This window comes from Brevibacterium yomogidense (assembly GCF_016107685.1).
GTDB classification, from domain to species: Bacteria; Actinomycetota; Actinomycetes; order Actinomycetales; family Brevibacteriaceae; genus Brevibacterium; species Brevibacterium yomogidense.
On record NZ_JABASY010000008.1, the window covers coordinates 1 to 26307 of the forward strand.

At 68.3% G+C, this 26307-nt stretch carries 24 protein-coding genes; 15 read left to right on the plus strand and 9 right to left on the minus strand.

Features of this window, described 5'->3' with window-relative positions:
* Window positions 1–205: 205 nt before the first annotated feature.
* The 3 genes from JFC09_RS15255 to JFC09_RS15265 form a co-directional block, all read right to left on the minus strand.
* Window positions 206–1315, minus strand: a complete 1110-nt coding sequence (locus tag JFC09_RS15255) for a hypothetical protein (protein WP_198394908.1) — start codon at window positions 1313–1315, stop codon at window positions 206–208.
* A 416-nt stretch (window positions 1316–1731) separates the two neighbouring features.
* Complete coding sequence (locus JFC09_RS15260; protein ID WP_332839795.1) at window positions 1732–2730, minus strand: sulfurtransferase; 999 nt, start codon at window positions 2728–2730, stop codon at window positions 1732–1734.
* 197 nt (window positions 2731–2927) lie between these two features.
* On the minus strand, window positions 2928–4178 hold the full coding sequence (locus tag JFC09_RS15265) for a class I SAM-dependent methyltransferase (RefSeq protein WP_198394910.1): 1251 nt from the start codon (window positions 4176–4178) through the stop codon (window positions 2928–2930).
* 116 nt (window positions 4179–4294) lie between these two features.
* On the opposite strand from JFC09_RS15265, the gene rsmA reads away from it, so the two are divergent.
* From rsmA to JFC09_RS15310, 9 genes are all read left to right on the plus strand, one after another.
* On the plus strand, window positions 4295–5206 hold the full coding sequence (rsmA, locus tag JFC09_RS15270) for a 16S rRNA (adenine(1518)-N(6)/adenine(1519)-N(6))-dimethyltransferase RsmA (RefSeq protein WP_198394911.1): 912 nt from the start codon (window positions 4295–4297) through the stop codon (window positions 5204–5206).
* Window positions 5203–6204, plus strand: a complete 1002-nt coding sequence (locus JFC09_RS15275; RefSeq protein ID WP_198394912.1) for a 4-(cytidine 5'-diphospho)-2-C-methyl-D-erythritol kinase — start codon at window positions 5203–5205, stop codon at window positions 6202–6204. The genes rsmA and JFC09_RS15275 overlap by 4 nt, the downstream gene beginning before the upstream one ends.
* 62 nt (window positions 6205–6266) lie before the next feature.
* Complete coding sequence (locus JFC09_RS15280) at window positions 6267–6839, plus strand: CueP family metal-binding protein (RefSeq protein WP_198394984.1); 573 nt, start codon at window positions 6267–6269, stop codon at window positions 6837–6839.
* Window positions 6840–7130: 291 nt separating this feature from the next.
* Window positions 7131–8987 carry an ABC-F family ATP-binding cassette domain-containing protein gene (locus JFC09_RS15285; RefSeq protein WP_198394913.1) on the plus strand — a complete coding sequence of 619 codons (1857 nt, stop codon included), beginning with the start codon at window positions 7131–7133 and terminating at the stop codon, window positions 8985–8987.
* 314 nt (window positions 8988–9301) lie between these two features.
* Window positions 9302–9544: a hypothetical protein gene (locus JFC09_RS15290; protein WP_198394914.1), complete on the plus strand. Its 243-nt coding sequence runs from the start codon at window positions 9302–9304 to the stop codon at window positions 9542–9544.
* Complete coding sequence (locus JFC09_RS15295; protein WP_332839796.1) at window positions 9537–10583, plus strand: alpha/beta fold hydrolase; 1047 nt, start codon at window positions 9537–9539, stop codon at window positions 10581–10583. The genes JFC09_RS15290 and JFC09_RS15295 overlap by 8 nt, the downstream gene beginning before the upstream one ends.
* Window positions 10584–10617: 34 nt before the next feature.
* Window positions 10618–11433 (plus strand): 3-oxoacyl-ACP reductase FabG, encoded by an 816-nt coding sequence (fabG, locus tag JFC09_RS15300; protein WP_198394915.1) that lies wholly within the window; start codon window positions 10618–10620, stop codon window positions 11431–11433.
* A 106-nt stretch (window positions 11434–11539) separates the two neighbouring features.
* On the plus strand, window positions 11540–11836 hold the full coding sequence (locus tag JFC09_RS15305; RefSeq protein ID WP_198394916.1) for a hypothetical protein: 297 nt from the start codon (window positions 11540–11542) through the stop codon (window positions 11834–11836).
* Between the two features lie 175 nt (window positions 11837–12011).
* Window positions 12012–13397, plus strand: a complete 1386-nt coding sequence (locus JFC09_RS15310) for an alpha/beta fold hydrolase (protein WP_198394917.1) — start codon at window positions 12012–12014, stop codon at window positions 13395–13397.
* 95 nt (window positions 13398–13492) lie between these two features.
* On the opposite strand, the gene JFC09_RS15315 is transcribed toward JFC09_RS15310, so the two are convergent.
* Genes JFC09_RS15315 through mvk form a run of 5 tightly spaced genes read right to left on the minus strand, consistent with a single transcriptional unit; the run spans window position 13493 to window position 18147 of the window.
* Complete coding sequence (locus JFC09_RS15315) at window positions 13493–13963, minus strand: helix-turn-helix domain-containing protein (protein ID WP_198394918.1); 471 nt, start codon at window positions 13961–13963, stop codon at window positions 13493–13495.
* A 33-nt stretch (window positions 13964–13996) separates the two neighbouring features.
* Window positions 13997–15118, minus strand: coding sequence for a type 2 isopentenyl-diphosphate Delta-isomerase (gene fni / locus JFC09_RS15320; protein ID WP_198394919.1), 1122 nt, complete (start codon window positions 15116–15118; stop codon window positions 13997–13999).
* On the minus strand, window positions 15108–16202 hold the full coding sequence (locus JFC09_RS15325; protein ID WP_198394920.1) for a phosphomevalonate kinase: 1095 nt from the start codon (window positions 16200–16202) through the stop codon (window positions 15108–15110). Before JFC09_RS15325 ends, fni begins: the two co-directional genes overlap by 11 nt.
* Window positions 16199–17179: a diphosphomevalonate decarboxylase gene (gene mvaD, locus JFC09_RS15330; RefSeq protein WP_198394921.1), complete on the minus strand. Its 981-nt coding sequence runs from the start codon at window positions 17177–17179 to the stop codon at window positions 16199–16201. Before mvaD ends, JFC09_RS15325 begins: the two co-directional genes overlap by 4 nt.
* A complete protein-coding gene (gene mvk, locus JFC09_RS15335; protein WP_198394922.1) occupies window positions 17176–18147 on the minus strand; it encodes a mevalonate kinase in 972 nt (323 codons plus the stop codon). Before mvk ends, mvaD begins: the two co-directional genes overlap by 4 nt.
* 258 nt (window positions 18148–18405) lie before the next feature.
* On the opposite strand from mvk, the gene JFC09_RS15340 reads away from it, so the two are divergent.
* Both JFC09_RS15340 and JFC09_RS15345 read left to right on the plus strand, forming a co-directional pair.
* On the plus strand, window positions 18406–19128 hold the full coding sequence (locus JFC09_RS15340) for a TetR/AcrR family transcriptional regulator (RefSeq protein ID WP_198394923.1): 723 nt from the start codon (window positions 18406–18408) through the stop codon (window positions 19126–19128).
* The gene (locus JFC09_RS15345; protein ID WP_198394924.1) at window positions 19125–20102 is read left to right on the plus strand and encodes a DMT family transporter; all 978 of its coding nucleotides are present in this window, start codon (window positions 19125–19127) and stop codon (window positions 20100–20102) included. The genes JFC09_RS15340 and JFC09_RS15345 overlap by 4 nt, the downstream gene beginning before the upstream one ends.
* 11 nt (window positions 20103–20113) lie before the next feature.
* Here the strand turns inward: JFC09_RS15345 and JFC09_RS15350 are convergent, their stop codons facing one another.
* A complete protein-coding gene (locus tag JFC09_RS15350) occupies window positions 20114–20734 on the minus strand; it encodes a MarR family winged helix-turn-helix transcriptional regulator (RefSeq protein ID WP_198394925.1) in 621 nt (206 codons plus the stop codon).
* A 179-nt stretch (window positions 20735–20913) separates the two neighbouring features.
* On the opposite strand from JFC09_RS15350, the gene JFC09_RS15355 reads away from it, so the two are divergent.
* The 4 genes from JFC09_RS15355 (at window position 20914) to JFC09_RS15370 (ending at window position 26279) form a co-directional block, all read left to right on the plus strand.
* Window positions 20914–22011: a BMP family lipoprotein gene (locus JFC09_RS15355; protein WP_332839797.1), complete on the plus strand. Its 1098-nt coding sequence runs from the start codon at window positions 20914–20916 to the stop codon at window positions 22009–22011.
* Between the two features lie 175 nt (window positions 22012–22186).
* On the plus strand, window positions 22187–23758 hold the full coding sequence (locus JFC09_RS15360) for an ABC transporter ATP-binding protein (protein WP_198394927.1): 1572 nt from the start codon (window positions 22187–22189) through the stop codon (window positions 23756–23758).
* Window positions 23755–24984, plus strand: coding sequence for an ABC transporter permease (locus JFC09_RS15365; RefSeq protein WP_198394928.1), 1230 nt, complete (start codon window positions 23755–23757; stop codon window positions 24982–24984). Before JFC09_RS15360 ends, JFC09_RS15365 begins: the two co-directional genes overlap by 4 nt.
* On the plus strand, window positions 24981–26279 hold the full coding sequence (locus JFC09_RS15370) for an ABC transporter permease (RefSeq protein WP_198394929.1): 1299 nt from the start codon (window positions 24981–24983) through the stop codon (window positions 26277–26279). Before JFC09_RS15365 ends, JFC09_RS15370 begins: the two co-directional genes overlap by 4 nt.
* Window positions 26280–26307 lie beyond the last annotated feature (28 nt).

A 26307-nucleotide genomic window follows, 5' to 3' on the forward strand; every position in this document is an offset into this window, starting at 1 on the left:
GTGTCAACTATGTCTTGAGACCTAGTTGTCAATTATGTACTGAGACATCACACCGTGGTTTGCGGGGTGTTCTCGAACCAGAGCGCGGTGTCTGGTGGGGTGGGCCGAAGCGCGGTGTTTCGTGGGGCAGGCCGAAGCGCGGTGTCTGGTGAGAGTCCACCAACGTGCTGTGTGTGGAGCGACCGTTCGGAGGCGCGTGGTCCGGCTATGAGTCCGAGTGCCGGTCGGGGTACTCGACGGCCTGTTTGATCCGTCGGAAGGCTCTGGGCTGGAAGAGGTCGCTCCACATGAGTTGGTAGACCCGGTACCCGAGGTTGCGCAGTTGATAGTCCCGGTGGCGTTCGCGTTTGGCCCGCAGCGCGCCCGTATCACCGTCGGTGTACTTGATCTCACCGTTCACCTCGACGATCACAGCCGACTCGCGGTGAAGGAAATCGACCCGTGCGATGCCTTCGTCCTCCGGCATCCTGAAAGTGATCTGGGGTTCGAACCCGACGATGGCGTGCTCATGGAAGCGGACTCCGCAGATCGATTCGGCCGGTGATTCGTGGAGGGGCTCGGCGAGGCCGAATGCGGTGCGTGCGCGTACCGCACCGCGACGATCGTCAACGGCGGATGTGAGGGTGGCGAGTCTGTCGAGGGTGACGAGTCGTGATCGCAGAGCATGATCGATCATCGGAACGGAGACATCGAGCGGATAGTCCAGCGCGACGTCGAGGAGCGTTCGTGCGACCGTGGTGACGGGAATGCCTCCGATCGCGGTGACGTCCTCGTCGGTGAGGGACCGCTGGCGGACGACGCATTTCGCGTATGTGCGCGACCGTCCGCGCCGGACCACTTCCACACGTTTCTGAGCTGGACGAGTCAGTGGCAGCCCCCAGAGCAGAGCCGCAGACACGTGCGACAGAGCGCTGTCGTCCGACAACCCGGAGGCGTACGTTCGAGCGAGGATCCGCAACTTGGCGGCGTGCCCGCGGAGACCAGGCGCGTGCACTGCTTCGAGGTCCGCGGCGATCTGCTGTTCGAGGTCGGGGGAGCGGCCGTATCCTCGGTGGCTCTCGTTCCACGTGTGGAGTGTTTCCCACTGTCCTGTGTGGGAGCGGTCGGGCTGTGCGTGGTCGGCAAGGTTTCCCGGGTCTTCCTTGCGGCCGATCCCGAACTCTGCGATGGCGGCATGCGCGTCTTGTCGGCAGTCACCCAGCACCACATACATTCCTTTGCGAACGCGGAGGAGGCAGCAGGAGAGAGCACCGGAGAGAACGCTGCGGGTGACTCCGATCCGGTCCAGATCGGTGCGCGTGATGATGGCAGTCATGCGCTGAGGATCCCGAGGGCATGGCGCTGCGGCAAGGGGGTGGGCGACGCTGTGGACGACCCGGGTTCGGTGGAGCGCGCCTGTGACCTGAAGTGGCCGAGCACCAGCCGGACCACGGGATACCAGCCGAACCACGAGCCACCGCTGTGAACGATGGGCACTGCCGCACCAGTCGAACCACGAACCACCGCTGTGAACGATGGGCACTGCCGCACCAGTCGAACCACGAGCCACCGCTGTGTGGTTCGAGGCACCGGTTCAAAACACGGGGTCTCGAACCAGAGAGCGGTGTGTGGGGAATCGGGCGGTGAGGAGCGTGTAGCGGCGCCCTACTCCGCTGGCCCCTTACTCGGCTGGCGCCCTTACTCCGCTGGCCCCTACTCCGTTTTCCGGTGGTCGGTGGGGTCCGCCGGGGCTCAGCCGGTCACCGTCTCGTCGTCCGCTGTGCCGGTCGCGACGGGGCGGGTGGGGTCGTTCGACCAGGCGGACCAGCTGCCGGGGAACAGGGCGGCGTCGATGCCGATGCTCGCGAGCGCCAGCACGGTGTGGGACGCGCTCACACCGGAACCGCAGTAGGCGCCGACCACGGGCCGGTCGGGCTGTCCCGCACCGTCGTCCCCTTCCACACCATCGTCGGCTGCCGCACCCTCGTCCGTTGCCGTGTCGCGCACTGCGCCCACCGTGCGGTAGTAGTCGGCCAGGGCGTCAGGGGCGCGGAAGAACCCGTCCTCCGTGTTGCCGCCCGCAGGAGCGTTCCGGGCGTGGGGGATGTGGCCGGCCTGTGGATCCATCGGCTCGGTGCGCCCCTCGAACCGCTCGGGGGCGCGGGCATCCAGCAGCACTCCCGTCTCGGATGTCGCCAGCGCCGCCGCGTCGTCCGCGGAGAGGACCGGCATGGATCCGGGCCGCGCGACGAACTCGTCGCCGGTGTCCGCGCTGTGTCCAGAATCCACGGCCGCCGAGGTCCCGGTCACCCGTCCGTCCACTGCACCGTCGTCCACCGAGCCGTCGACGCCCAGATCCTGGCCCGCCGCTCCGGTCTCCACCGGGAGGCCCGCCTCACGCCACGCGGTCCACCCACCGTCCAGGACACGGACGTTCTCGTGGCCCACCCAGCGCAGCATCCACCAGGCGCGAGCAGCGGCCTGGCCGGCGACGTCGTCGTACACGATGACCGGGGTGCCTGCCCGGACGCCCCAGGAGCGGACGGTCGCTTCGAAGTCCTCGACGCTCGGGAGGGGGTGGCGGCCTCGGGCGGGGTCGCCGGAGGAATGGTCGGACAGGTCGATGTCCATCGCGACGTAGCGGGCGCCGGGGATGTGACCCGCCGCGAACTCCTCACGGCCGTCCGGCTGGGGGAGTGTCCACCGCACATCGAGCACGACCGGTGCACTTGCTCCCCTACCCAGACTCACGCCGGCACCAGCACCCGGAGCTGCTCCCACACTCCCGGTAGAACCGTCAGCCCCGCCAGAACTACCAGCGGAACCCCCACCAGCCTCACCGCCGGAACCACCAGCGGAACCACCGCCGGAACCACCACCAGCCCCACCAGCGCTCAGCACGTCCCGCGCTTCCTCGACGGAGATGAGTACTCGGCTGCGTGGATCTGTCATCGCTGTTCTCCTGACTCTGGTGCGGTGGTCGGTGCGGTGCTCACGGGTTGGGTGAGCAGGACGACGTGGTCCTCGCCCAGGCGGGTGAAGACGAGGGTGGCGGATTCGCCTGCGGGGAGCTTGAGCTGGCGGCGCACCTGGTCCGGGACGATGTCCGCGCCGCGCTTCTTGATGACGACGCGGCCGATCCCGCGTGCCACGAGGGCCCGTCGCAGCGCTTTGATCCCGGCGGGCAGGACGTCGATGACGCGGTAGCTCGTGACGGCGGCGGCTGCGGATCCCTCCGGCAGCCGGTCGCCGGTGAGGTAGGCGATCGGTGCGCTCACACGCCGCATCCCCAGTGGCCCGCACAGTGCGGTCACCAGGCCCGCGCGGACGATGGCGCCGTCGGGTTCGAAGAGGTAGTCGCCCAGGTCGCCGATCCCGTCCTCGTCGCCCTCCGGCAGCTCCGATTCGTGGATCTGGAGGGTTCCGCGCGGCCCCGTCAGCAGGGCGTTGCGTCCGGGGCGTCCGCGGACGTCGCCGTGGTAGAGCGCGACCTCGACGACGTCGCCGGCCTCGGACACCCACTGGGCCTCCCACCCGGCGGGGACGAGGTCGTGGTCGAGTGCAGGCCCCAGCTTGATGCCCACGTTCGGGACGGTGTCCGCCGTGGAGAACGCCCACGTGAGGGACGGGGAGAACGACTCCGGGTCGAACAGTCGCCGGGAGGCGGTGGTGCGGCCGTCGCCGGTGCGCCTCGCGGGGTCCAGCCAGACGGCGTCGAAGCGGGTGAGGTCGGCGTCCTCGGCGAGCCCCTGCGTGACGGACACGGTGTCGAGCGCCTTGAGGTTGTATGCGGCGAGTGCGGCGGTGACCGGGTCGGCGTCGACGGCTTCGACGCGGGTGGCGCCGCCCATGCCGGCGAACGCCATGGAGTCCGCGCCCAGCCCGCACCCCAGGTCCCCGATGATGTCGGGTGAGGTCGCGAGCATCCGCTGGGAGTGGTGGGCGGCGACGGACAGGCGGGTCGCCTGCGCCAGGCCGTCGCGGGTGAAGAGCATCTGGGCGGCGAAGGGGCCGAACTTCGCCTCCGCCTCCTGCCGCAGCTGCGCTTGGAGGAGCAGCTGCGATGCGAGCGCCGGTTCGATCCCGTCCTTCCGCAGGCGGCCTGCGATCGCAAGCTCCTTCGACGGTCGGTATTCGATCTCGTCGAGCAGCGCGAGCGCGGACGGGTCCAACAGTTGCGAGAGCACGGCCTCTTCCATGCGACTCACCCTAATTCAGCCGGTTTCCGCCCCGCCCCCACGTGTCGCGGCATCCCCGCTGGTGCTCGTGCCGCTGTCGGCTGGTGTTCGTGCCTGCGTCCACTAGTGTGAATGCCATGACGAACCTGCTCAGCGCCCGCGATGTCCGCGTGCTCGCCGACTCGCTGGGACTCAAGCCCACCAAGCAGCGCGGGCAGAACTTCGTCATCGACCCGAACACGGTGCGGCTGATCGTGGCGGCGGCGAAGTTGGAGGGCCCGCAGACGGTCGTGGAGATCGGTCCCGGTCTGGGGTCGCTCACGCTCGGTCTGCTGGATGCGGGTCACCGGGTCGTCGCCGTGGAGATCGACGCGCTGCTGGCCTCCCGGCTCCCGGACACGGTCCACCAGTTCGCCGCGGACGTCTTCACCCGTGCGGAGGAGGCCGGCGAGCCGGAGCCGTTCGCCCTCGTCCACGCGGACGCGATGCGGGTGACGGAGCTGCCGGAGGAGCTGGGCGCCCCCACCGCGCTCGTCGCGAACCTGCCGTACAACGTCGCCGTCCCCGTGCTGCTGCACTTCCTCGCGACGTTCCCGTCGATCCGCCAGGTGCTCGTCATGGTGCAGGCCGAGGTCGCAGACCGCCTCGCCGCCCCTCCCGGTTCGCGCACGTACGGCGTCCCCAGCGTCAAGGGGCAGTGGTACGGCGAGGTGGTCCGGGCTGCGGACATCGGGAAGAACGTATTCTGGCCGGCACCCAATGTGGGTTCTGGCCTGGTGCGCATCACTCGCCGCGAGACGCCGCGCATCGGTGACCGTGCCGCTGTGTTCGCCGCGGTGGACGCGGCCTTCGCCCAGCGTCGAAAGACCCTGCGGTCCGCCCTGTCCGGTTGGGCCGGCTCCGCCACCGCCGCCGAGGCCGCACTCACCCGCGCCGGCATCGACCCCCGTGCGCGCGGGGAGACGCTCACCGTCGACGACTTCGCGGCGCTGGTCGACGCGCACGCGGCGAACCGGGCGGAGGACGGCGACGCAGGGGACGCGTCATGACGCGCCCGAGGTCCCTCCACAAGCCCGTCACCGCGCGCGCCCACGGGAAGATCAACCTGCACCTGGGTGTGGGGGATCCGGGCCCGGACGGCTACCACGAACTCGTCACGGTGTTCGAGGCGCTCGGCACCCCGGAGACGGTCACCGTCGAGCTCGCGGCGGAGGACTCCGTTGAGGTGACGGGTCGCTATGCGAGTGCGGGGATCCCGCTCGACGAGAACAACCTGGCGCTCGCGGCGGTCATCGCGTTCCGCGAGCACACCGGCTGGGGCGGGAACGTCGAGATCACGATCGACAAGCAGGTGCCCGTCGCCGGTGGCATGGGCGGGGGATCGGCTGACGCGGCCGCGGCATTGGTCGCGGTGGCGAAGCTCGCGGGCTTCGAGGACCGTGAACAGCTGCGGCAGATCGCCGCGACCCTGGGTTCGGACGTCCCGTTCGCACTGCTGGGGGGCATCGCCCTGGGCCGAGGCCGTGGAGACGACCTCACTCGAGTCCTGTCGCAGGGCACTCATCACTGGGTGCTCGCGACGTCGACGGGAACGCTGTCGACGCCGGAGGTCTACCGGCGGGTCGACGAGCTGCGGGAGCAGTCGGCCGGGCAGAGCCCCGCGAGCTCCGGCGATGAGCAAGGACCCGACGTCGCGCAGGGAGTCGGCGACGGGGAGACCCGAAGCGGCCCCGCCCGTCTGGCGGAACCCACGGAGGTCCTCGCAGCGCTGGCCTCCGGTGACATCGAGAAGCTCGCGGCACACGTGCACAACGACATGACGGAGGCGGCGGTGTCGCTGCTGCCGGACATCGCGCATGTCATGGACGAGGGGCGCCGTGCCGGTGCGCATGCGGTGCTGCTGTCGGGCTCCGGACCCACCGTCGGGTTCCTCGCGCAGAATGCGACCCATGCGCTGGAGCTCGCGGTGCTGCTGGAGGCATCGCGCGGAGTGCGGGAGGTCGTGCGGACGACGGGCCCCGCGCGCGGCGCGCACATCGTGACGTGACAGCCTGTTCACCGTCGACGAACGGTGGAGTGAGCAGCGATGAGGAGACAGTTGTGAAACGGATGGCTGCAGTGCTCGCAGCGTTCACCCTGGCGCTGGCCGGGTGTGCTCCCGGAGGCCCTGATCTGGCGTCCCCGTCCGGACCGGAAGCGGAGGAGGCTCTTCTCTCCGAGTTCGGCCTGGCCGGGATGGACGCGGTCGAGGCGATCGACCATCTGGACCGTCTTGCGGTGTCCGAACGGCCCGCTGATCTCATGGCCTCCGTCTACCCTGATGAGCTGGTGCTCACCGACAGCGTGCGCGAGGCGGTGCTGGACATGCCGGAGGACCTCTCCTACCTGTCGATCGCTCCGTACGTGGACCAGACGCACGACTGCTTCTACCACAGCCTCACGACGTGCCTGGGTGAGCTCGACAATGACTCCGTCGACGTCCGCATCGTCGACGACGCGACCGGGGACGTGCTCGTCGACGAAGAGGCGACCACCTTCGACAACGGGTTCATCGGCTTCTGGGTGCCCCGTGACATCGCGGAGGGCACTATCGAGGTGAGCCGCGACGGTCGGGCGGGGACGACCAGCTTCACCACGACGGACGAGGGTGCCACCTGCATCACCGACCTCCAGCTGACATAGTTCTCCAGCCGAACAGGGACGGGCTCCGACGGTTCCGTGAGGACGGGGTCTCTGCTGGAGCTCTACGGGGCCAGTCGTCTGGATCGTGGTGGCGTGCGGAGTCTTCGCCGTGCCCGCTCCTGCGACAGCTCTCGCCGTGCACACCAGCCTCTGACCTGAGGACGCACGGGCGACATCCCGCGTCTTTCCGTGCGAGTAGGCTGTAGGTCGCCCCTGTCGCCCCGGCCGGAAGGTCCCAGTGGAATCCTCCCGGGGCACTCCTCGACACGTATACCCCTCGAAAGGACTCCTGTGCACCTGCTCGGCGCAGAGACGATCAGCCTCAGCTATCCCAACCGCACTGTGCTGGACGAGGTGACGATCGGCGTCAACGCCGGGGACCGCGTGGGGATCGTCGGCCGCAACGGCGATGGGAAGTCCACCCTCGTGACGATCCTCGCGGGCATCCGGGAGCCGGACTCCGGCCGCGTGACCCGCCGCCGTGACGTGACGACCGGGTACCTGCACCAGACGGACGACTTCGCCCCCGGGTCCTCGATCCGCCAGGCCGTCGTCGGTGACGCGGCCGACCACGAATGGGCCGCGGTGCCCCGCATCCGCGACGTCATGTCCGGACTCCTGGGCGACCTCGACCTCGAGGCGACCGTCGACAGCCTCTCCGGCGGCCAGCGCCGCCGCGTCGCGCTCGCCGCTCTGCTGGCCGGAGACCACGACGTCCTCTTCCTCGACGAGCCGACCAACCACCTCGACGTCGAAGGGATCGCGTGGCTGGCGCGGCACCTGAAGAACCGGTGGCCCGCAGGGCAGGGTGCCTTCCTCGTCGTCACGCACGACCGGTGGTTCCTCGACGAGGTCACGACGAACACGTGGGAGGTCCACGACGGCACCGTCGACCAGTACGAGGGCGGGTACGCCGCCTACGTCCTCCAGCGGCTCGAGAGGCGCAGGCTCGCGGACCAGGCGGAGGCGAAGAGGCAGAACCTCATGCGCAAGGAGCTCGCGTGGCTGCGTCGCGGTGCACCCGCGCGCACCTCGAAGCCCAAGTTCCGCATCGACGCGGCGAACGCGCTCATCGCGGACGTCCCGCCCGTCCGCAACACGGTGGAACTCGTCGGCATGGCGACCTCGCGCCTGGGCAAGGACGTCTTCGAGCTCACGGACGTGGGTGTGGACTATCCGGGCAAGACGGTGCTCGATGACCTCGACTGGGTGGTGGGACCCGGCGACCGGATCGGGATCCTGGGCCGCAACGGCGTGGGCAAATCGACTCTGGCCGGCCTGCTGACGGGTGACGTCGAGCCCACCCGTGGACGGGTGAAGCGCGGCAAGACCGTCGTCGTCGCGGTCCTCGACCAGCAGCTGCGCGACCTCGAGCCGCTCATGGGCGAGTTCGTCCGTGAACTCCTGGGCCGGAAGAAGACGGAGTACAAGACCGCCGCGGGCGACCTCACCCCGGGACAGCTCGCGGAGAAGCTGGGGCTGGGGGACGTGCTGGCCAATCGTGTGCAGGACCTGTCCGGCGGCCAGCGCAGGCGCCTGCAGTTCCTCCTCACGCTGCTGGACGAGCCGAACGTCCTCATCCTCGACGAGCCGACGAACGACATGGACACGGACATGCTCGCCGCGATGGAGGACCTGCTCGACACGTGGGCGGGCACCCTGCTGGTGATCTCCCACGACCGGTACTTCATGGAGCGGGTGACCGACGACCAGTTCGCCGTGCGCGGGGGAGGGGTCCGGCATCTGCCCGGCGGGATCGACGAGTACCTGCGCCTGTCCGCGGCGCAGGACTCCGCGGAGGCGGCTGCCCGTGCCGCCGGCGGTGCCGCTGCCGGAGGTTCCACCGCCGAGGCGCTGGCCGGCTCCCCGTCGTCCGGCACCGGCCGCGGTTCCTCGGGAGGTGGGGGCACCTCGGGCGGGGGACCGTCCAACGCGGAACGCAGGGCGGCTCAGAAGGAGCTGGGCGCGGTCGAGAGGAAGATGAGCAGGCTGCAGAAGAGCGTCGACGACGTGCACGCACGGATGGCCGCCCACGATCAGAGCGACTTCGCGGGGCTTGCGGAGCTCACCCAGGAGCAGCAGGGGTTCGAAGCGGAGCTGGAAGAGCTCGAGGGGCGGTGGCTGGAGCTGTCCGAGACCCTCGAATGAGCGACCATCCACGCTGGTGCGATCCGCGGATATCAGCGTTGCAGGGGTGACGAGGGCACCGTACTCCCCGTTGTTCGAACCCCTCAGAATTCGGACGTTTTCTGTTGTACGCTGAGGATCCGGCACACCGATGTGCTGGCGGACACACTCCGATGGATGCTCGGTTCGTATGAGATGAGGGCCCGACGACTGAGGATTTCACCGCGCAGGGACAAGAGCAGTTCCGCAAGCTCGTCGATGATCTCCTGTCGGGTGCGGCCCCCGGGCTCGAAGGCGTCGTCGACTCGAAGGCGTTCGGGGAGATGATGGGGCAGATGGCGGGGAACCTCGTCGCGATGAATCGCCTCAACAGCGATGCCATGGACCTCATGCTCCGCAATCTGCGGATCGCCGGCCGTGCCGACGTCGTCTCGCTGCACCGCCAGCTCGCCCGCACGGAGGACAAGCTCGAGATGGTGCTCGAGATCGTCGAGCAGCTCGAGGAGGATCTCGCGGAGCAGCGACGTGCGCGCACCGATGCGCCGGCGAAGGGCCGTGACGCGGAGTCGGGTGGATGAGACCATGCACTCGGCACTGTGGAACTACACCCATATCCAACTGACGACCGCGGATACACCTATCGGCGTCTCCTCGAAGGACGTCGTCTGGACGTACCGGAAGACCACCCTGTTCCGCTACCGCAGCACGCAGCGGAAGCATCCGGTCCCCATCCTGCTGACGTTCGCGCTCATCAACCGTCCGGACATCTTCGACCTGCGACCGGGCAACTCCTTCGTCGAATTCCTCCTGGAGGAGGGCTACGACGTGTTCCTCGTGGACTGGGGGTACGCGGATGAGGAAGACGCGGACACGGGGCTGGACGACTACGTCATGGAGTACATCCCGCGTGCGATCCGCGAAGTGCGCCGCGCCAGTGGAGCTCGCGAGATCTCTCTGATCGGATGGTGCATCGGCGCTGCGCTGACGGGCATGTACCTGGCTCTGAACCCTGATGCCCCGGTCCGGAACTGGGTGCCGCTCACCATGCCGTACGACGTGACCGGCTCCACCTACGAAACGCTGCTGAACACGGAGGCGCTCGACCTGGACTGGCTCGAGGACCGCGCATCGTATCTGCCGGGCGTGTACGTGGACACGGTCAACAAGATGCTGAAGCCGGTGCCCAACTTCTTGGGTACACCGTGGCGTCTGTACACCTCCGTCGAAGACGGCACGGCGGACAAGACGGCGTACCAGTCCATGGCGAAGTGGGTGGCCGACAACCCGAACTTCCCCATGCGCGCCTTCCGGCAATGGGTCACATGGATGTACCGGGAGAACCGGTTGGCCAGGGGAAGGATGAGGCTGCGCGGGCGGAAGGTGGACCTCGCGAAGATCCAGCAGTCGATCCTCGTCGTCACCGCGAGCAAGGACCATATCGCCCCGCGCGACGGCACCCTGCCGGTCTTCGACGTCCTCACGAGCCCTGACACCGAACACCTCGACGGCGTTGGGGGGCACATCGGGCTCATGGCAGGATCACGCGCCCGCGGCACCATCTGGCCGCGCATCAACGACTGGCTCGAACCACGCAGCCAGCACGACCGCCCCGAGTAATCCGGGTCTGCACCACTCATGGGAGGAGACAACGATGTCTGAACAGGGTACGAAAACCGGAGGAACGAAGCTGGCCGACCGTGTCGCCCTCATCACGGGCGGCACGCGCGGCATCGGCGCCGCGATCAGCCGGAGCCTCGCCTCGCAGGGGGCGAATCTGGCGCTGGGGTACGGCAGCGACCATGGCCGGGCCGACACGTTCATCGCCGAAATGCGCGAAACCTATCCGGACGCGACGTTCACGGCGCATCCGGGGAACGTCGGTAAGCCCGCGGACGCGCGCACGACCGTTGCGGACGTCATCGAACAGCACGGCAAGCTCGACATCCTCGTCAACAACGCCGGGATCACGCGCGACCGGACCGTGCTGAAGATGGAGGACGAGGAGTGGGACGCGGTGATCGAGGTCAATCTCTCCGGCACGTTCTACATGGCGCAGGCAGCGCTCAAGCACATGGTCGAACGCGGTTCCGGCCGCATCGTCAACGTGTCGTCGATCATCGGAGAGATGGGCAATATCGGTCAGGCGAACTACGCGGCATCGAAGTCCGGCCTCTTCGGCCTCACGAAGACTCTGGCGCGTGAGGCGGTCTTCCACCTGGACCGGGCGGGGAAGCTCAATGACGGGGGCGCGGGGCTGACGGTGAATACCGTCACCCCCGGCTATGTGAATACAGAGATGGTCGAAGCGGTGCCGGAGAAGGTTCTCGACAAGATCAAGGGGAGGATCCCGATGGCGCGACTCGCCAATCCCGACGAGATCGCCCGGGTGGTGCATTTCCTCTGCGCGGACAAGTCGTCGTACATCACGGGCCAGATCTGGGGGGTGAACGGCGGCATGGACATGTGATGCGGGCCAGTCCCGGCGAGGGGTTTACTGCAGTTAGCAGAGTGTGCTAACTTTATTAGCAGATGGATTCCAGAACCGTCGAAAGCCCCCGATCAGAGGAGACACCATGGCTGCTGACAGCACGAACACGAACAAGATCACCGAAGACGCGACCAAGCGCCTCGAGGAGAACGCCGAACGCGTCAAGGAATTCGCCTCCGCGGTGACCGAATCCACGAAGAGCAACAGCGCTCTTGTCATCGACAACTACGAGCAGGCCGCGAAGAGCTTCTTCGAGGCACAGCGCGAGCTCGCGAAAGCGCAGCAGGCTGACTGGGTCAAGGACGCTTCCTCAACCCAGATCCAGTTCGCTGAAGAAGTCACCAACGCGTGGGTGAAGGCTGCTCGCCAGCTTCTCAAGTAAGACCGGTGTGATCGCACCGTCTGCACCAGTCCGAACGGCTCTGTCAGATTCCCACAGGGCCGTTCGGACGTGTGTGTTCAGCGGTGCCGTCGCATCGGCGCATGCAATCACGTTCACGAGGCCCGGCGACGCACCAGGTCCACACCGCGAAAGTTCCGCAACCTAGGAGGTTCGGGTGCTCAACACACGCCAGCCCGATGCACTGTCTGCGATCAGCGATTCGATGCTCACGGAGAGCCTCAGCGCATGGACCGCGATCAACACGTCGACCCTCACGTACTGGTTCAGTGCGCTGAATCGACGGGCCACACCGTTCGACCTGGTCCACGACATCGCCACGTGGAGCCTCACGATGGCCGACCGGAAACGACCGGAGTGGGCGCACGACAGCAGGTTCGTGAAGGAATGGCCGCTGGGGCGGCTGCGCGACTACTCCACAGCGGACGCGGACCCGAACATGGTCGCCACCGTGGTCCTGCCGCCGCAGGCAGGCCACGATTCGAGCATCGTGGACTTCTCCCAGGACCAGAGCCAGATCATGGTCGGCCGTGACAGCGGCTGCGAGCGGATCTACACGCTGGAGTGGGTCGCTGCCACGCAGGACACCAAGGACGCCACCATCGATGACTACATGGTGATGCTGCGTGAGACCGCAGATCTGCTCGGCGGCCGGATCAACCTCGTGGGCGACTGCCAGGGTGGCTGGCTCGCCACCATCTTCACCGCACTGCACCCGGAGCTGGTCACCAGTCTCACCATTGCAGGGGCCCCGGTGGACTTCTCTGCCGGCGACGGCCTCATGAAGGACTGGTTGGACGTGCTCGCTCCAGAGGCGGACATGACGTACTTCCGCTCTGCTGTCGCCGCCAACGACGGCCTGCTGCCGGGCCGGTTCCTGCTGGACGGGTTCAAGGCGCTCCAGCCGTTCAACGAGCTCACACAGTCCCTGGGACTGCTCGCGAACCTTCACGACCCGCAGCACGTCGAGCGCTACCGCAAGTTCGAGGACTGGTTCCAGTGGACTCAGCCGCTTCCGGGGGCGTTCTACCTGTGGATCGTCGAGAACCTGTTCGTTCGCAACCTGCTCGTCAACGGTGAACTCGAAGTCGAGGGGCGCACAGTCGACCTGTCCCAGATCTCCTGCCCGCTGTTCCTCTTGGCGGGGAAGACCGATCACATCACGCCCGCCGATCAGGTGTGGGCGCTGGCAGACCACGTCACGACGCCGGCCGACCAGATCGAACGCCAGCTCGCCGAGAGCGGGCACCTGGGCCTGTTCATGAGCCATTCCGCGCTCTCTGCTCACTGGCCCGTCATCTTCGAGGGGATCGCCGCGCTGTCGGCGCCTCCCGCGAAGCCGGCGGCCACGACGACGGCGAAGAAGGCCGCTCAGGAGAAGCCCGCGACGAAGACTGTTGCCTCGAAGGCTGCGGCGAAGAAGGCACCGGCGGCCAAGGCCTCGGCGAAGAAGGCACCAGCGGCCAAGGCCTCCGCGAAGAAGACGACCCCGAAGAAGACTCCCGCCGCTCAGGCAGATGACAAGGCCGCGCACGAGGGCTGACTGCGAACCGTCAGTCCTCACCGGTGAGCCGGTGAGTCCGCATCGGTGAACGATCGAGGCGTCACGTCATCCTGCTGCCAGGACGATGTGGCGCCTCAGTCGTTGTCGTCTGCTCCCTTGTCGTCAGCTTCACTGCCGGGGGCCGTCTCACTGCCGGGCGTGTCAGTCCCAGAGGCAGATTCCTCGTTCGAGTTGGAACGCACGAACGAGCGGTAGATCTCCGCGAGAGAGACCCGCTGTGCGGGAGTGAGCTCCTTCGCCTGGTCGATGGCCGCCAGCACGTTCGTCCTCCGCGCACTGGAGCCCGACTCCCGCTCACCCTCGGAGCGGGCCGTGCGCGACGGCCTGTCGCTCTGCCCGTACAGATCGTCGATGCTGACACCGAGTGCAGTCGCGATGCTCGTCGCGACCGCCTCGGAGGGCGCCCGCAGCCCCCGCTCGATCTGGGAGAGGTACGGATTGGAGATCCCGACCATGTTGGAGACCTGACGCATCGACAGGTCGGCGATGCGTCGCTGCTGCCGAATGTAAGCACCCATGAGAGTGCGATGCTCGTTGCTCACCATGGCCTCATCGTACTGTTCGGTGCACGCCCGCTCTCAGACCGGCCGGGCGTCCGAACGTCGGGCCAGAGCGGTGACGTCCACGCCACGGGACTCGCAGAACTCCCGCAGGCGGCCTCGGGCGATGAGGTCCGTCGTGCGCAGATCATCGCATGACGTCGCCCCCAGGAGGGCGCAGATACCCCGGAAGCGGGCCTTCCACCCGTCGACCAGAGCGATGAGACGATCCGCTCCGTCATCGGAGCCGTCGGGCCCGAGGACCGTCACGAACGCACCGGCGACCCCCACGGCGTGGGCCCCCGCAGCAAGCGCCTTGACGACGTCGAACGGCGAACGCACACCGCCGGATGCCAGCAGGGTGGGGCGCGGGTCGGGTGCCTCGAGTAGGCAGGCCAGTGCGGACTGCCCGAAGCCTGTGAGCATCCCGTAGCCCCCGTCGTCGCGTCGCGCGTTCTCGATCCGCAGGAAGTCCGTGCCTCCCCGACCGCCCACGTCCGCCACCCCCACACCGATGTCGGTGAGGCGGCGGAGGGTGCGCCGGCTGAGGCCGAACCCCACCTCCTTGACGATGACGGGGACGGGGGAGGCCGTCGCGAGCTGTTCGACCGAGGCCAGCCAGGAGGAGAAATCGCGGGAGCCCTCCGGCATCGCCGTCTCCTGCACCGCGTTCACGTGGATCTGCAGGGCGTCGGCGTCCAACAGTTCGACCGCGCGCGGCGCATCGTCCGCGGGCCTCCCCACCCCCAGGTTGGCCATGACGAAGCCGTCCGGGTTCTCCTCCCGGATGACGGTGAACCCCGCCGCGGTGCCGGGGTCGTCCAGTGCGACGGAGACGGAGCCGCAGGCCATCGGCATCCCGGTCTCCCGCGCAGCGATCGCCAGCTGCCGGTTGATGCGGGTCGTCCGATCGGTCCCACCCGTCATCCCGTTGACGTAGAACGGCGTCGTCCACTCCCACTGGCCGGCCGAATGCTGTGCACCGGCACCGTGCGGGACGGTGACGCGCAGCTCGACGAGTTCCGCGTCCACGCCGTCCAGCGCGTGGTGGACGAAGTCGAGGTCGTCGAACTCGTTGTGCGCGCTGCCGTCACCGTGCTGGTCGAGGGCGAGCGTGAGGTGTTCGTCCTTGCGCGCGGCGCGCGTCGGATCAGAAGTCATCGATGTCTCCTGAGGCAGGGTGCGGTGACACGTCGAGTGGCAGGATGTCGTCCGCCCGCCACTCGCGGAGGATCTCGTCCGTCGGACGATCAGCGTGCGCGAGCACGATCCCGCAGTCGCCCCCGCCGGCACCGGACGGCTTGCCAGAGGCCCCGTGCCGCTCTGCGATGTCGCACAGCGAGCGCAGGTGCGCGGTCTCGATGAGGACGCCCGACGATGCGCTGAGGCGCTGGAGATTGCCGCGCACGCGCCGGATGACTTCGAGCGCGCCGTCGCCTCCCTGTGCGAAGGCGCTCACGAGGGCGTCGACGCATGCGCGGCTGTCCAGGCCGAACGTGGTGTACGGGACGAGTTCGCGGCGCTCGTCCGGGCGGCTCACCTGCTCGACGAGCCTCTCCGTGGAGGCCGGGGAGCCGGTCCAGCCGACCAGCAGCCGCAGATCCGTGGGATCGGGGACACGCGTGACCCCGCTGCCGGCCCACTCGTCCGTGGCCGTGAGAGCGGCGGGGACACCGTGAGCGGCCCGGTAGGCGCGCAGCTTCGCTCGGTCCGGTGAGGAGTAGCGGATCCAGCCGCCGAACGTGCTCGCGGCCAGGTCGCCGCCCGACGAGTTCGGTGCGACCTCGATCGTGGCGAGCATGGCGAGTTTGAAGCGCTCCGTCGAGGTGAGCGCGAGTCCGTAGAACTCGTCGAGCGCGGCGATCACGGCGACGGTGACAGCGGCAGAGGAGCCGAGGCCGAACTTCCTGCCGCTCGCATCGTCGAGTTCGCTGCCGATGTCCAGGTCGTAGTAGCGCGGCGTGAGATGACGTGCGGATCGCAGCTGTTCGACCGCAGCGATGGCGGCGAAGACGTAGTCCGACGGCTGATGCTCGAGCAGGATCCGATCGCTCGCGGCATCGCGGACCCATTCGAGGGGTGACCTGCCGTAGGCGCTCGAGCGCACGCGCCCCACTTCGGACCCTTCCGTGAGGCGCACGGTGATGTAGCGGTCGACGGCGACCAGCACGGCGGGGCCGCCCGGCTCCACGACGCCGTACTCGCCCGCGATGTAGAGCTTGCCGGGGGCGCGCTTCTCGATCACGCGGGAGCCTCGGAATCCGCTGCGGTGAACGGCGCGGCGCCGGGGCCGGGGCCCACGAGTCGTGCGGAGCCGAACGCGGACAGTTCCTCACGCAGCGCCTCCCCGTGCTCCGGGCGGACGATCACGGCGACGTTCGGTCCCGCATCGGCTGTGGCGTAGCCCTCGATGCCCTGCTCGCGCAGGGAGGCCACGGCGTCGAAGACCGCGACGGAGGCGGGGGCGAGGTAGCGGATCGGCGGTTCGCACGCCTGGATGACGGCGTGCATCCGGAGGGCATGGGATTCGGTGATCTCACCGATCCGCGTGAAGTCACCGGCCGCACACGCGTCGACCATGTCCGCGAGCGACTGCTCGGTCGACGTGATCCATGCCGGATAGAACGGCGACGTGGCCGCAGTCCGGCGCATGGCCTCGCGACTCGACACCGCCTTCTGCGCGGTGTCGACCGTGACGATCACCATCCGCATGTCCGGTGCGTCGACGGGTTCGGCGAATGACGTGGAGTCGTCGTGTCCGGCATGCCAGATCGCGACTCCGGGAACGATGCTGCGGGCCGCGGAACCGGAGCCGCGTCGGGCGAGACGGCTCAGTGCGTTCGCCTCCAGGCCGAGCCCGTAGGCGTCTGACGCGGCGGTGGCGAGGGCCGCGAACCCGGCCGCGGACGACGCGAGTCCCGCCCCGGTGGGCGCTTCGTTCGTCGACACGACCTGCGCGGGCACGTCGGCTCCTGCGAGGGCCCTCACGTGGTCGAGGAAGCGGGTGACGCGCAGTGCGGTCTCGCCCGTGGCGACATCGCCGCCCAGGCTGAAGGAGTCCGCCTGGGCGTCCGGAGTGAGTGTGACGGTCGTCGTGGTGGGGAATGCGTCGAGTGTGAGGGAGAGGCTGCCGGCGACCGGGAGGATCAGCTCCTCGTCCCGCTTCCCCCAGTACTTCACGAGGGCGATGTTCGGGAACGCGCGGGCTGTAGCGGTGGTCATGCTGCGGGAACCTCCACGGTCCAGGTGTTCTGGGCCCCGGCGCGGCGCAGCGCGCCACCCAGGTCATCGGCGTGGGCGGGTGAATCGGCGACTGCGATCACGCAGCCGCCCAGCCCGCCCCCGGTCAGTTTGGCGCCGGCGGAGCCGGCGGCGTGGGCGGCGTCGACGAGGGCGTCGAGTCGCTCGGAGCTCACCCCCACGCGATGCAGGATACCGTGCGCCTCGCTCATGCGGGCTCCGATGGCATCGCGGTCCCCGACCTCCAGGTCCGTGATCGCGCCTTCCGCGATCTGTGCGAGTCGTGAGAGCAGCGCCTCTGTGCGAGCAGGCTCACGGTCCCGCAGTGCGCGGACAGCGCCCACCGCCTGCGTCGTCGACCCGGAGGTCCCGGAATCTGCGAACGCGAGGGTGAGGGGTGCGCCGACCGCGATGGGGGAGACGACACCCTGATCGAACCGGATCGGAACGGGGGATGTCACGGTGCGTGCGTCGATCCCGCTGGGGTTGCCGTGCGCCGCGCGCTCGGAGGTCTGGATGAGAGCGAAAAGGGTGTCGTCATCCATGCGCGTTCCCGTGGCGTCGAAGACGGCGCGAGCGATCGCCGCTGCGACCGCGGCGCTGGAGCCCAGCCCTCTCTCATGCGGGATCGTGCTGCGGATGCGCACCCGCACGTCGAGATCTTCGGAGGCATCGGCGTCCTCGCGCGCAACAGGCGGGGCGGACGCAGCGGACAGGAGGCTCTGCGTCCGTGCGACCGAAGCGCGGATCGCCGCCGTGACCGGCAGGAGTCGAGAGGGCGCGGACGCCACGGTGCCCGAGTAGAGGTCGCTGTCGACCCACAGGCCGCCGGTGGACGGTTCGATGACGACCTCTGTGACCAGTTCGTCGACGGGGATCGCGATCGCGGGTGCTCCGTACACGACGGCGTGCTCTCCCAGCAGGATCGCCTTCGCGTGTGCCGCTCCCATGCCCGCGTGTGCCGCGCCCTCGCCCGGACGCGCCGTGCCCTCGTCCGCGCGTGTTGATCCGTGTCCGGACGCGGCGGGATCGGGGGGCGGTACAGCTCGACTTCTCAGAATCATGGGCGTTCGTTTCGGTCGGCGCGGCACCGCTACGCGATGTCAGTGGAGCGCGGGTCTGACGGAATGCTCCGTCATTCTTATCATCCGCGCGTAAGGATCGTGGAAGTCGTGGCACGAAAGTAGGCAGACTGGTATACATGCTTCATGGCCCTTCGCACACGTCCCGCCCGCAGAAGGCTGCTCGACGCCGCTGCGGAGCTCTTCTATGCCCGTGGGGTGAACGCCACCGGCATCGATGCCGTCACTGCGCGCGCGGGGGTGGCGCGCAAGAGCCTCTACAACAACTTCTCGTCGAAGGACGACCTCGTCCTCGCCTTCCTCGAGGAGCGGCACGAGGAGTGGCGCGCGCTGCACCGGGCCCGCCTCGAGGAGACGAGGACGCCGCGGGAGCGCGTGCTCGCCGTGTTCGACGCCTACATCGACCATGCGGAGTGGCGGAGTCCGCAGGGGTTCCGGGGGTGCGGGCTCCTCAATGCGGCAGCGGAGCTGCCGGTCGGGGCTCCTGGGCGGGCAGTCGTCCGAGCCCACAAGGACGAGGTCGAGCGGCTGCTGGAGGATGCGGTCGCGGACATGGTTTCAGGCGCAGAGCACGCGCGGTCGGGAGGCGATTCCGTCGCGCACGCAGACGACGCTGTGCAAGCAGAGCTCGCCCCAGGGCTCGCGGAGCACCTGTCGTTCCTGGTCGAGGGTGCCGTGACGAAGGCGGGGCTGGACGGGACGACCCGGCGCCTCGTGCGGGCCCGGCGGCTCGCAGCCCAGCTCATCGGTGCGCCGTCCGTCGACTCTCCACGACCGCACGACGCGCCGCAGTCCCGCGAGGTCCCGCAGTCCCGAGAGATTCCGCACTCCCGCGAGGTCTCGCAGTGAGTGCCGCGAACGACCCCCGTACCCGCCTCCTGGCGATCGGTGCGATCACGATCACATCTGTGCTCTGGGGGACGACGGGCACCGCCGCGACGTACATCCCCGACGCCAGTCCGCTGGCGATCGGTGCAGCTGCGCTGGGAGTCGGCGGACTGCTGCAGGGGGTCGTGGGCATCGGCTCGATCCTCAGGGCCCGCACGCTGCTGCGTGCGCGGATGAACCTCGTGCTGCTGGGGGCCGTCGCCGTCGTCGCCTACCCCCTCGCGTTCTACTCGTCGATGCGGCTGGCCGGGGTGGCGATCGGCACGGTCGTCTCGCTCGCGTCCGCACCGCTGGCGTCCGGAGTGCTCGAACGGTTCACCCGCGGCATGCGACTCAGCCCGTGGTGGATCGCCTCTGCTGCAGTGGGTGTCGTCGGCAGTGCGCTCATCTGCGTCTCGACCGCCGCCGCGGCGCCCGGCGACGCTGCGCGCACTCTGGGCGGAATCGGCCTGGGGCTCGTGGCGGGGACGGCGTACGCGCTCTATTCCACTGTTGCGCACAGGCTCATGCGTGAACGGGTGCCCCGTGCTGCGGCCATGGGTGCGGTGTTCGGGCTGGGCGGCCTGCTCCTCATGCCGGTGCTCGTGGTGACGGGTCGGCCACTGCTCGACGGCGCGGTGCCGTTCGCGGCGACCGTCTACATGGGGCTCGTCCCGATGTTCGTCGGCTACCTGCTGTTCGGCTACGGGCTCGCTCGGGTCGGTGCGAGCACGGCGACGACGATCACGCTGAGCGAGCCGGCCGTCGCGGCACTCCTCGCGGTGCTGGTCGTGGGGGAGAGACTCACCCCGGTCGGCTGGGTGGGGCTGTCGCTCATCGGAGTCGTCCTCGTCCTCCTCACCGTCGCGCCCGAATCCCCGGCAGCTTCAGAGGGGCCCATGACGAAGGCACCGGTCACCTCCCGGAAGGAAGATGACCGGCGCCTCGCCGCCTGAATCTCAGAGAGTCAGCTCGCGGCCTGGCTCTGTGACGCCGCACCACCGGCGGCCTGCGGCTGGTCCGAGAGTGCCGCACGGCCCTGAGTGGCGCTGCGGAGGTTCTCACCGGACTTCTCGAACTCGGTGACGACCCGGCTGTTGGCGTTCGTCAGATCGGAGATGAACCCGATGTGCGACTGCACCTGCGTGTCGTCCGTGTTCTCGAAGGCTGCCTCGTACTGCGTCGCGAGGTGACGGTAGAAATCCGCCATGAGCTTCGCAGACCGATCCGTGTGGTAAATCGAGATGCGGCGGCGATCGGCGGAGTCGCGTTCGCGGATCAGGTAGCCGGCGCGCACCAGGCGCTCGAGGATCGAGGTGAGGGTCGATGCGGACAGGGACAGCTGGCGGGCGATGTACCCGGGCGTAGCCGTCGCGTCGTCCTGGCCGAGAGAGATGACGGACTGCACGACGTTGAAGTCGATGAGGTTGAGCCCGTGTGTATGAGCGAACTGCGCAGCGGCAGTCCGGGAGACCATCGTCTGCACCTGATTCGCGTGGATCAGGTCCATGATCGTCGGACGGGGGGACTCTGTGTGCTGGGTCTCCTGCTCCGGGAAGAGCTGAGACCTGAGATGTTCAGGAAGCATGAGAATCATTGTAGTTCACAACGATTGTATTTCGATTGAACATCCCGGTGAGTAGATTCGGTGAATTCAGTCTGAACCTGTGAAGATGGGTCATCGGCATGACGACACCACCTACGGCCGCGCACGCGCGCGGGCGATCGGAGGAGTCGTCCTCGGACTCCTGGAGAGTGAGACAGCAAGTGAAGCGTAAGCATTTCGCGTCAGCGACGGCGCTGGTGGCAGCGGGCGTCCTGGCGCTCAGCGCATGTGGAGAGGCACCGGAGGATTCGGGCGCTGGTGGTGGAGAGGGCGGCGACGGCGCTGATTACAAGGCGTGCATCGTGTCGGACGCGGGAGGCTGGGACGACAAGTCCTTCAACCAGTCCGCTGCCGAAGGTCTCGAGGAGGCCGTCGAGGAACTGGGCATCGAGGAGGCGCGCGCGGAATCGCAGAGCGACTCCGACTTCGCACCGAACGTGGACAACATGGTCGCCCAGAGCTGCAACATCACGCTGGGTGTGGGCTTCCTCCTCGAGGACTCGATCCACGACGCGGCAGAGGCCAACTCCGACATGCACTTCGGGCTCATCGACTCCGCGTTCTCCGATGCGGACGGCAACCCCGCGGATCTGGAGAACGGCAAGCCGATCATCTTCAACACCGCAGAGGCGTCCTTCCTCGCGGGCTACCTCGCCGCAGGCATGACGGAGTCGGGCACGGTCGCCACGTTCGGCGGCATCCAGATCCCGTCGGTCACGATCTTCATGGACGGCTTCGCTGATGGCGTCGACCAGTACAACGAGGACAATGACGGCGACGAGGTCAAGCTGCTGGGCTGGGACAAGGACGCGCAGGAGGGCTCATTCTCCGGCGACTTCGACAACCAGAGCCAGGGCCAGGCGCTCACGGAGCAGTTCATCTCCCAGGACGCGGACATCATCATGCCGGTCGCGGGCCCCGTGGGCCTCGGTGCAGCATCGGCCGCGCAGGGTGTGGACGGGACCAAGATCATCTGGGTCGACTCCGACGGCTACGAGTCGACCGACTACGGCGACATCATCCTCACCTCGGTGATGAAGGAGATCTCCAACGCGGTCAAGGACACGATCGCCGAGGACGTCGACGGGAACTTCTCCGCAGAGCCGTACGTCGGCACGCTCGAGAACGAAGGCGTGGGCCTGGCTCCGTACCACGACTTCGAGGGTGACGTCCCGGACGAGCTGGATGAGAAGATCCAGGAGCTGCGCGACCAGATCATCTCCGGTGAACTGACGGTCGAGAGCCCCAGCTCACCCTGATCCCCTGAAGGACCTCTGACGGGTCCCGGCGGCGAGCCGTCCTCCGTGCCAGTCTTCGATTAGGCTGTGTCCGCGGCAGGGCGGCATCCGCCGGGACCCGTCAGCGTCCGCTGACACGGCGCCCGGCCCACCCGTCACCGGCCGCCGTCCCATCCGCACGGAGGAGAACCCGCACGTGAAACTCGAACTCAGAGGGATCACCAAGCGCTTCGGCACCTTCACCGCCAATGATGCGATCGACCTCGTCGTCGAACCCGGAGAGATCCACGCACTCCTGGGGGAGAACGGTGCGGGCAAGTCGACGCTCATGAATACCCTCTACGGCCTCTACGCGCCGGAAGAGGGCGAGATCCTCATCGATGATCGTCCTGTGACGTTCAGCGGTCCGGGCGACGCGGTGGCCGCCGGCATCGGCATGGTCCACCAGCACTTCATGCTCGTCCCCGTCTTCACCGTCGCGGAATCGGTCGCGCTGGGCTACGAGCCGACGAAGGCCGGATCGCTCCTCGACCTCGCGCAGGCGCGGAAGAAGGTCGCGGACATCTCCTCCCGCTTCGGCTTCAACATCAACCCGGATGCGGTCATCGAGGACCTGCCGGTGGGTGCGCAGCAGCGGGTGGAGATCATCAAGGCGCTGTCCCGCGACGCCCAGATCCTCATCCTCGACGAGCCCACCGCGGTGCTCACCCCTCAGGAGACGGACGAGCTCATCGAGATCATGCGCCAGCTCAAGGCCGGCGGCACCTCCATCGTCTTCATCACCCACAAGCTGCGCGAGGTCCGTGCCATCGCTGACGGCATCACCGTCATCCGCCGCGGCAAGGTCGTCGGCGAGGCCTCGCCGGAGTCCAGCGAATCTGAGCTCGCCGGCCTCATGGTCGGCCGCGACGTCCACCTCACGACGGAGAAGGACGACGCGGACCCGGGGGAGGCGACGTTCAGCGTCCGCGGCCTCACGGTCGTCGACAAGTCGGAGCAGGTCGTCGTCGACGACGTGAGCCTCGACGTGCGCCGCGGAGAGATCCTCGCGATCGCGGGCGTGGACGGCAACGGCCAGTCGGAACTCGCGGAGGCGATCATCGGCCTCGTCGAACCGCGCGCCGGGTCGATCACGCTCGACGGCCAGGATCTGGCCGGGCTGTCCGTCAAGGAGCGCTTGGGCCGCGGGATCGGCTTCGTCCCGGAGGACCGGTCGACCGACGGCGTCATCGGGTCGTTCACGATCAGCGAGAACATGATCCTCGACCTCTACGATCAGGCTCCGTACGCCAAGGGGATGTCGATGCAGCCGGCCGTCGTGCGCGTCGAGGGTGAGAAGAAAGTCGGCGAGTTCGACATCCGCCTCTCCTCGATCGACGACCCGATCTCCACGCTGTCAGGCGGGAACCAGCAGAAAGTGGTGCTGTCGCGCGAATTGGGCAGGCCGCTGCGGATGCTCGTCGCCAGCCAGCCCACCCGCGGCCTGGACGTGGGGTCGATCGAATTCGTCCACAAGCGGATCATCGCCGAACGGGATTCGGGCACCCCGTGCGTCATCGTGTCGACGGAACTCGACGAGGTGCTCAACCTCGCGGACAGGATCGCCGTGATGTACCGCGGGCGGGTCGTCGGCGTGGTTCCCGCGCACACTCCCCGCGACGTGCTGGGCCTCATGATGGCGGGCGTGCCCGAGGACGAAGCCCTGGCACGCGTGGAAGACGGCTCCGCAGCCACAGAGATCTCAGCAGCTGAGGAGGACCCGGCATGACAGAGAAGACTGCGACCGGGCAGACGGTTCCCGTCGCCCAGGGCGACATCCCCGCGGCCGAGGCCCCCAAGCCCACCGTGCTGCGGGAGATCCTCGCCGGATCCTGGCTGGTCTCCGTGCTGTCCATCGTCGTGGGCCTCCTGGTGGGGGCGGTCCTCATCGCGGCCTCGGACTCCGGGGTGCAGGGAACGCTGGGCTACTTCTTCTCCCGCCCCGCCGACTTCTTCATGGCCGTCTGGCGGACTGTGAGTGAGGCGTACCTCGCACTGTTCCGCGGTGCGGTGTTCGACTGGCAGGCGCAGACGTTCGTGCGCGCGGTGCGGCCTGTCACGGAATCGCTCGTCGCGTCGACCCCGCTGATCCTCGCGGGACTGGGGATCGCGCTGGGCTTCCGTTCCGGCCTCTTCAACATCGGTGGTCAGGGGCAGGTCATCCTCGGCGCGATCTTCGCCGGTTTCTTCGGCTACTGGTTCACCCTGCCTCTGGGTCTCCACATGCTGGTCGCCGTCGTCGCGGGCATCGTGGGCGGCGCGATCTGGGGTGGGATCGCCGGTGCGCTCAAGGCGCGCACGGGTGCGAACGAGGTGATCGTCACGATCATGCTCAACTCGATCGCCGGCTACCTCATCGCCTACCTGCTCAAACAGCAGTGGTTCCGGCAGACGGGGTCCGCGAACCCGCAGTCGCGCGACGTCGATGCGGCCGCGTCGCTGTTCCCGCTGCTGCCCGACCCGTTCCGCCTCAATGCGGGGTTCCTCATCGCCATCGCCGCCACCGTGTTCGTGTGGTGGCTGCTGGAGAGGTCGACGCTGGGCTTCGAGTTCCGCGCAGTGGGGGAGAACCCGCACGCGGCACGCACCGCCGGCATCTCCGTGGGACGGGTCACTCTCGTCGTCATGATGATCGCCGGTGCCCTGGCGGGACTGGCGGGCGCGTCGCAGGTGCTGGGCACGGAGCAGCGGCTCACGATGGGGATCGGAGGGTCCCTGGGCTTCGACGCGATCACCGTCGCGCTGCTGGGCCGGTCCCGCCCGCTCGGCACATTCCTCGCGGGCCTCCTGTTCGGCGCGTTCAAGGCGGGCGGCTACACGATGCAGGCTCAGACGGGCACGCCCATCGACATCATCCTCGTCGTGCAGTCCGTCATCGTCCTCCTCATCGCGGCACCGCCCCTGGTCCGCGCGATCTTCAGACTGCCCGCACCGGTTGGGAAGGGAGCCCGATGAGCGCCTCGACTGAGACCACACCACGCCAGACCCCCGCGAACGGTGCCGCACTGCGGACGCCGGTCGACTGGAAGTTCCCGATCGTCTACAGCGCTCTCGCGCTCGTGACGCTGCTGCTCTTCGGCCTGTTCGGGGGAGCGGCGGGCAAGAGCACGACCTTCTCCTTCGCTGCGGGAACCGACCTGTTCGGCATTCCGCCGGTCACCGTCTCCTCGATGCCCACCGCGATCGCGATCGGGATCGTGCTCGTCGCGATGGCCGCGATCGCCACGTGGCTGGCGGCGAAGCGGGAGAAGATCGGCATCTGGTTCCCCGTCGTCTTCGGCGTCCTCTTCCTGTCCGCGTTCCTCACATGGGCGGGCGCGGACACCGGGCGCATCCCGATCACGCCGCTGCTCGCGGGTGCCCTCGCCCTGTCCGTACCGCTCATCTTCGGTGCGATGTGCGGACTCGTCGGTGAGCGGTCGGGCATCATCAACATCGCGATCGAAGGACAGCTGCTCGCCGGCGCGTTCCTCGCCGCTGTCGTCGCCTCCGCCGTGAAGAACCCGTACGCCGGGCTCGTCGCCGCGCCGTTCGCCGGTGCGCTGGTCGCCGTCGTCCTCACGTTCTTCGCGATCCGGTACTGGGTCGACCAGATCATCATCGGCGTCGTCCTCAACGTGCTGGTCGTGGGACTCACGAACTTCCTGTTCTCCACGGTCCTCACGCAGAACCCGGAGATGTGGAACGCACGCCAGCAGCTCCCTGTCATCCCGATCCCGCTGCTGGGGGACATCCCGGTCCTGGGGCCCGTCCTGTTCCGGCAGTCGATCCTCGTCTACCTCATGTACGTCGTCGTCGCGGTGCTGTACATCGCGCTGTTCCACTCGAAGTGGGGCCTGCGGACCCGCGCGATCGGCGAGCATCCCAAGGCGGCGGACACCGTCGGGATCCCCGTCAACCGCAACCGCGTCATCAACACGCTCATCGCCGGCGGCATCGCCGGGCTGGGCGGCGCGTTCTTCACGGTCGGATCCGGCCTGGCGTTCGGCAAGGAGATGTCGGCGGGACAGGGCTTCATCGCGCTGGCGGCCATGATCCTCGGCAAGTGGAACCCGATCGGGGCGGTCTTCGCGGCGCTGCTGTTCGGCTTCGCCCGGAACCTCGGAAACACGCTGTCGACGATGGGCACCCCGGTGCCCAGCGACCTGCTGCTCATGCTGCCCTACATCGTGACGATCTTCGCGGTCGCGGGCTTCGTCGGGAAGGTACGCGCACCCGCAGCGAACGGCAAGGCCTATGCCAAGCAGTGACGCGGCGTCCGGCCGGTCGACGGACGGC

Coding starts and splice junctions, on each gene's coding strand:
- JFC09_RS15255 (WP_198394908.1), bottom strand. CDS start 1,315: ATGACTGCCATCATCACGCGCACCGATCTGGACCGGATCGGAGTCACC.
- JFC09_RS15265 (WP_198394910.1), bottom strand. CDS start 4,178: ATGGAAGAGGCCGTGCTCTCGCAACTGTTGGACCCGTCCGCGCTCGCG.
- rsmA (WP_198394911.1), top strand. CDS start 4,295: ATGACGAACCTGCTCAGCGCCCGCGATGTCCGCGTGCTCGCCGACTCG.
- JFC09_RS15275 (WP_198394912.1), top strand. CDS start 5,203: ATGACGCGCCCGAGGTCCCTCCACAAGCCCGTCACCGCGCGCGCCCAC.
- JFC09_RS15280 (WP_198394984.1), top strand. CDS start 6,267: ATGGCTGCAGTGCTCGCAGCGTTCACCCTGGCGCTGGCCGGGTGTGCT.
- JFC09_RS15290 (WP_198394914.1), top strand. CDS start 9,302: ATGGCGGGGAACCTCGTCGCGATGAATCGCCTCAACAGCGATGCCATG.
- fabG (WP_198394915.1), top strand. CDS start 10,618: ATGTCTGAACAGGGTACGAAAACCGGAGGAACGAAGCTGGCCGACCGT.
- JFC09_RS15305 (WP_198394916.1), top strand. CDS start 11,540: ATGGCTGCTGACAGCACGAACACGAACAAGATCACCGAAGACGCGACC.
- JFC09_RS15315 (WP_198394918.1), bottom strand. CDS start 13,963: ATGGTGAGCAACGAGCATCGCACTCTCATGGGTGCTTACATTCGGCAG.
- fni (WP_198394919.1), bottom strand. CDS start 15,118: ATGACTTCTGATCCGACGCGCGCCGCGCGCAAGGACGAACACCTCACG.
- mvaD (WP_198394921.1), bottom strand. CDS start 17,179: ATGACCACCGCTACAGCCCGCGCGTTCCCGAACATCGCCCTCGTGAAG.
- mvk (WP_198394922.1), bottom strand. CDS start 18,147: ATGGGAGCGGCACACGCGAAGGCGATCCTGCTGGGAGAGCACGCCGTC.
- JFC09_RS15340 (WP_198394923.1), top strand. CDS start 18,406: ATGGCCCTTCGCACACGTCCCGCCCGCAGAAGGCTGCTCGACGCCGCT.
- JFC09_RS15350 (WP_198394925.1), bottom strand. CDS start 20,734: ATGCTTCCTGAACATCTCAGGTCTCAGCTCTTCCCGGAGCAGGAGACC.
- JFC09_RS15365 (WP_198394928.1), top strand. CDS start 23,755: ATGACAGAGAAGACTGCGACCGGGCAGACGGTTCCCGTCGCCCAGGGC.
- JFC09_RS15370 (WP_198394929.1), top strand. CDS start 24,981: ATGAGCGCCTCGACTGAGACCACACCACGCCAGACCCCCGCGAACGGT.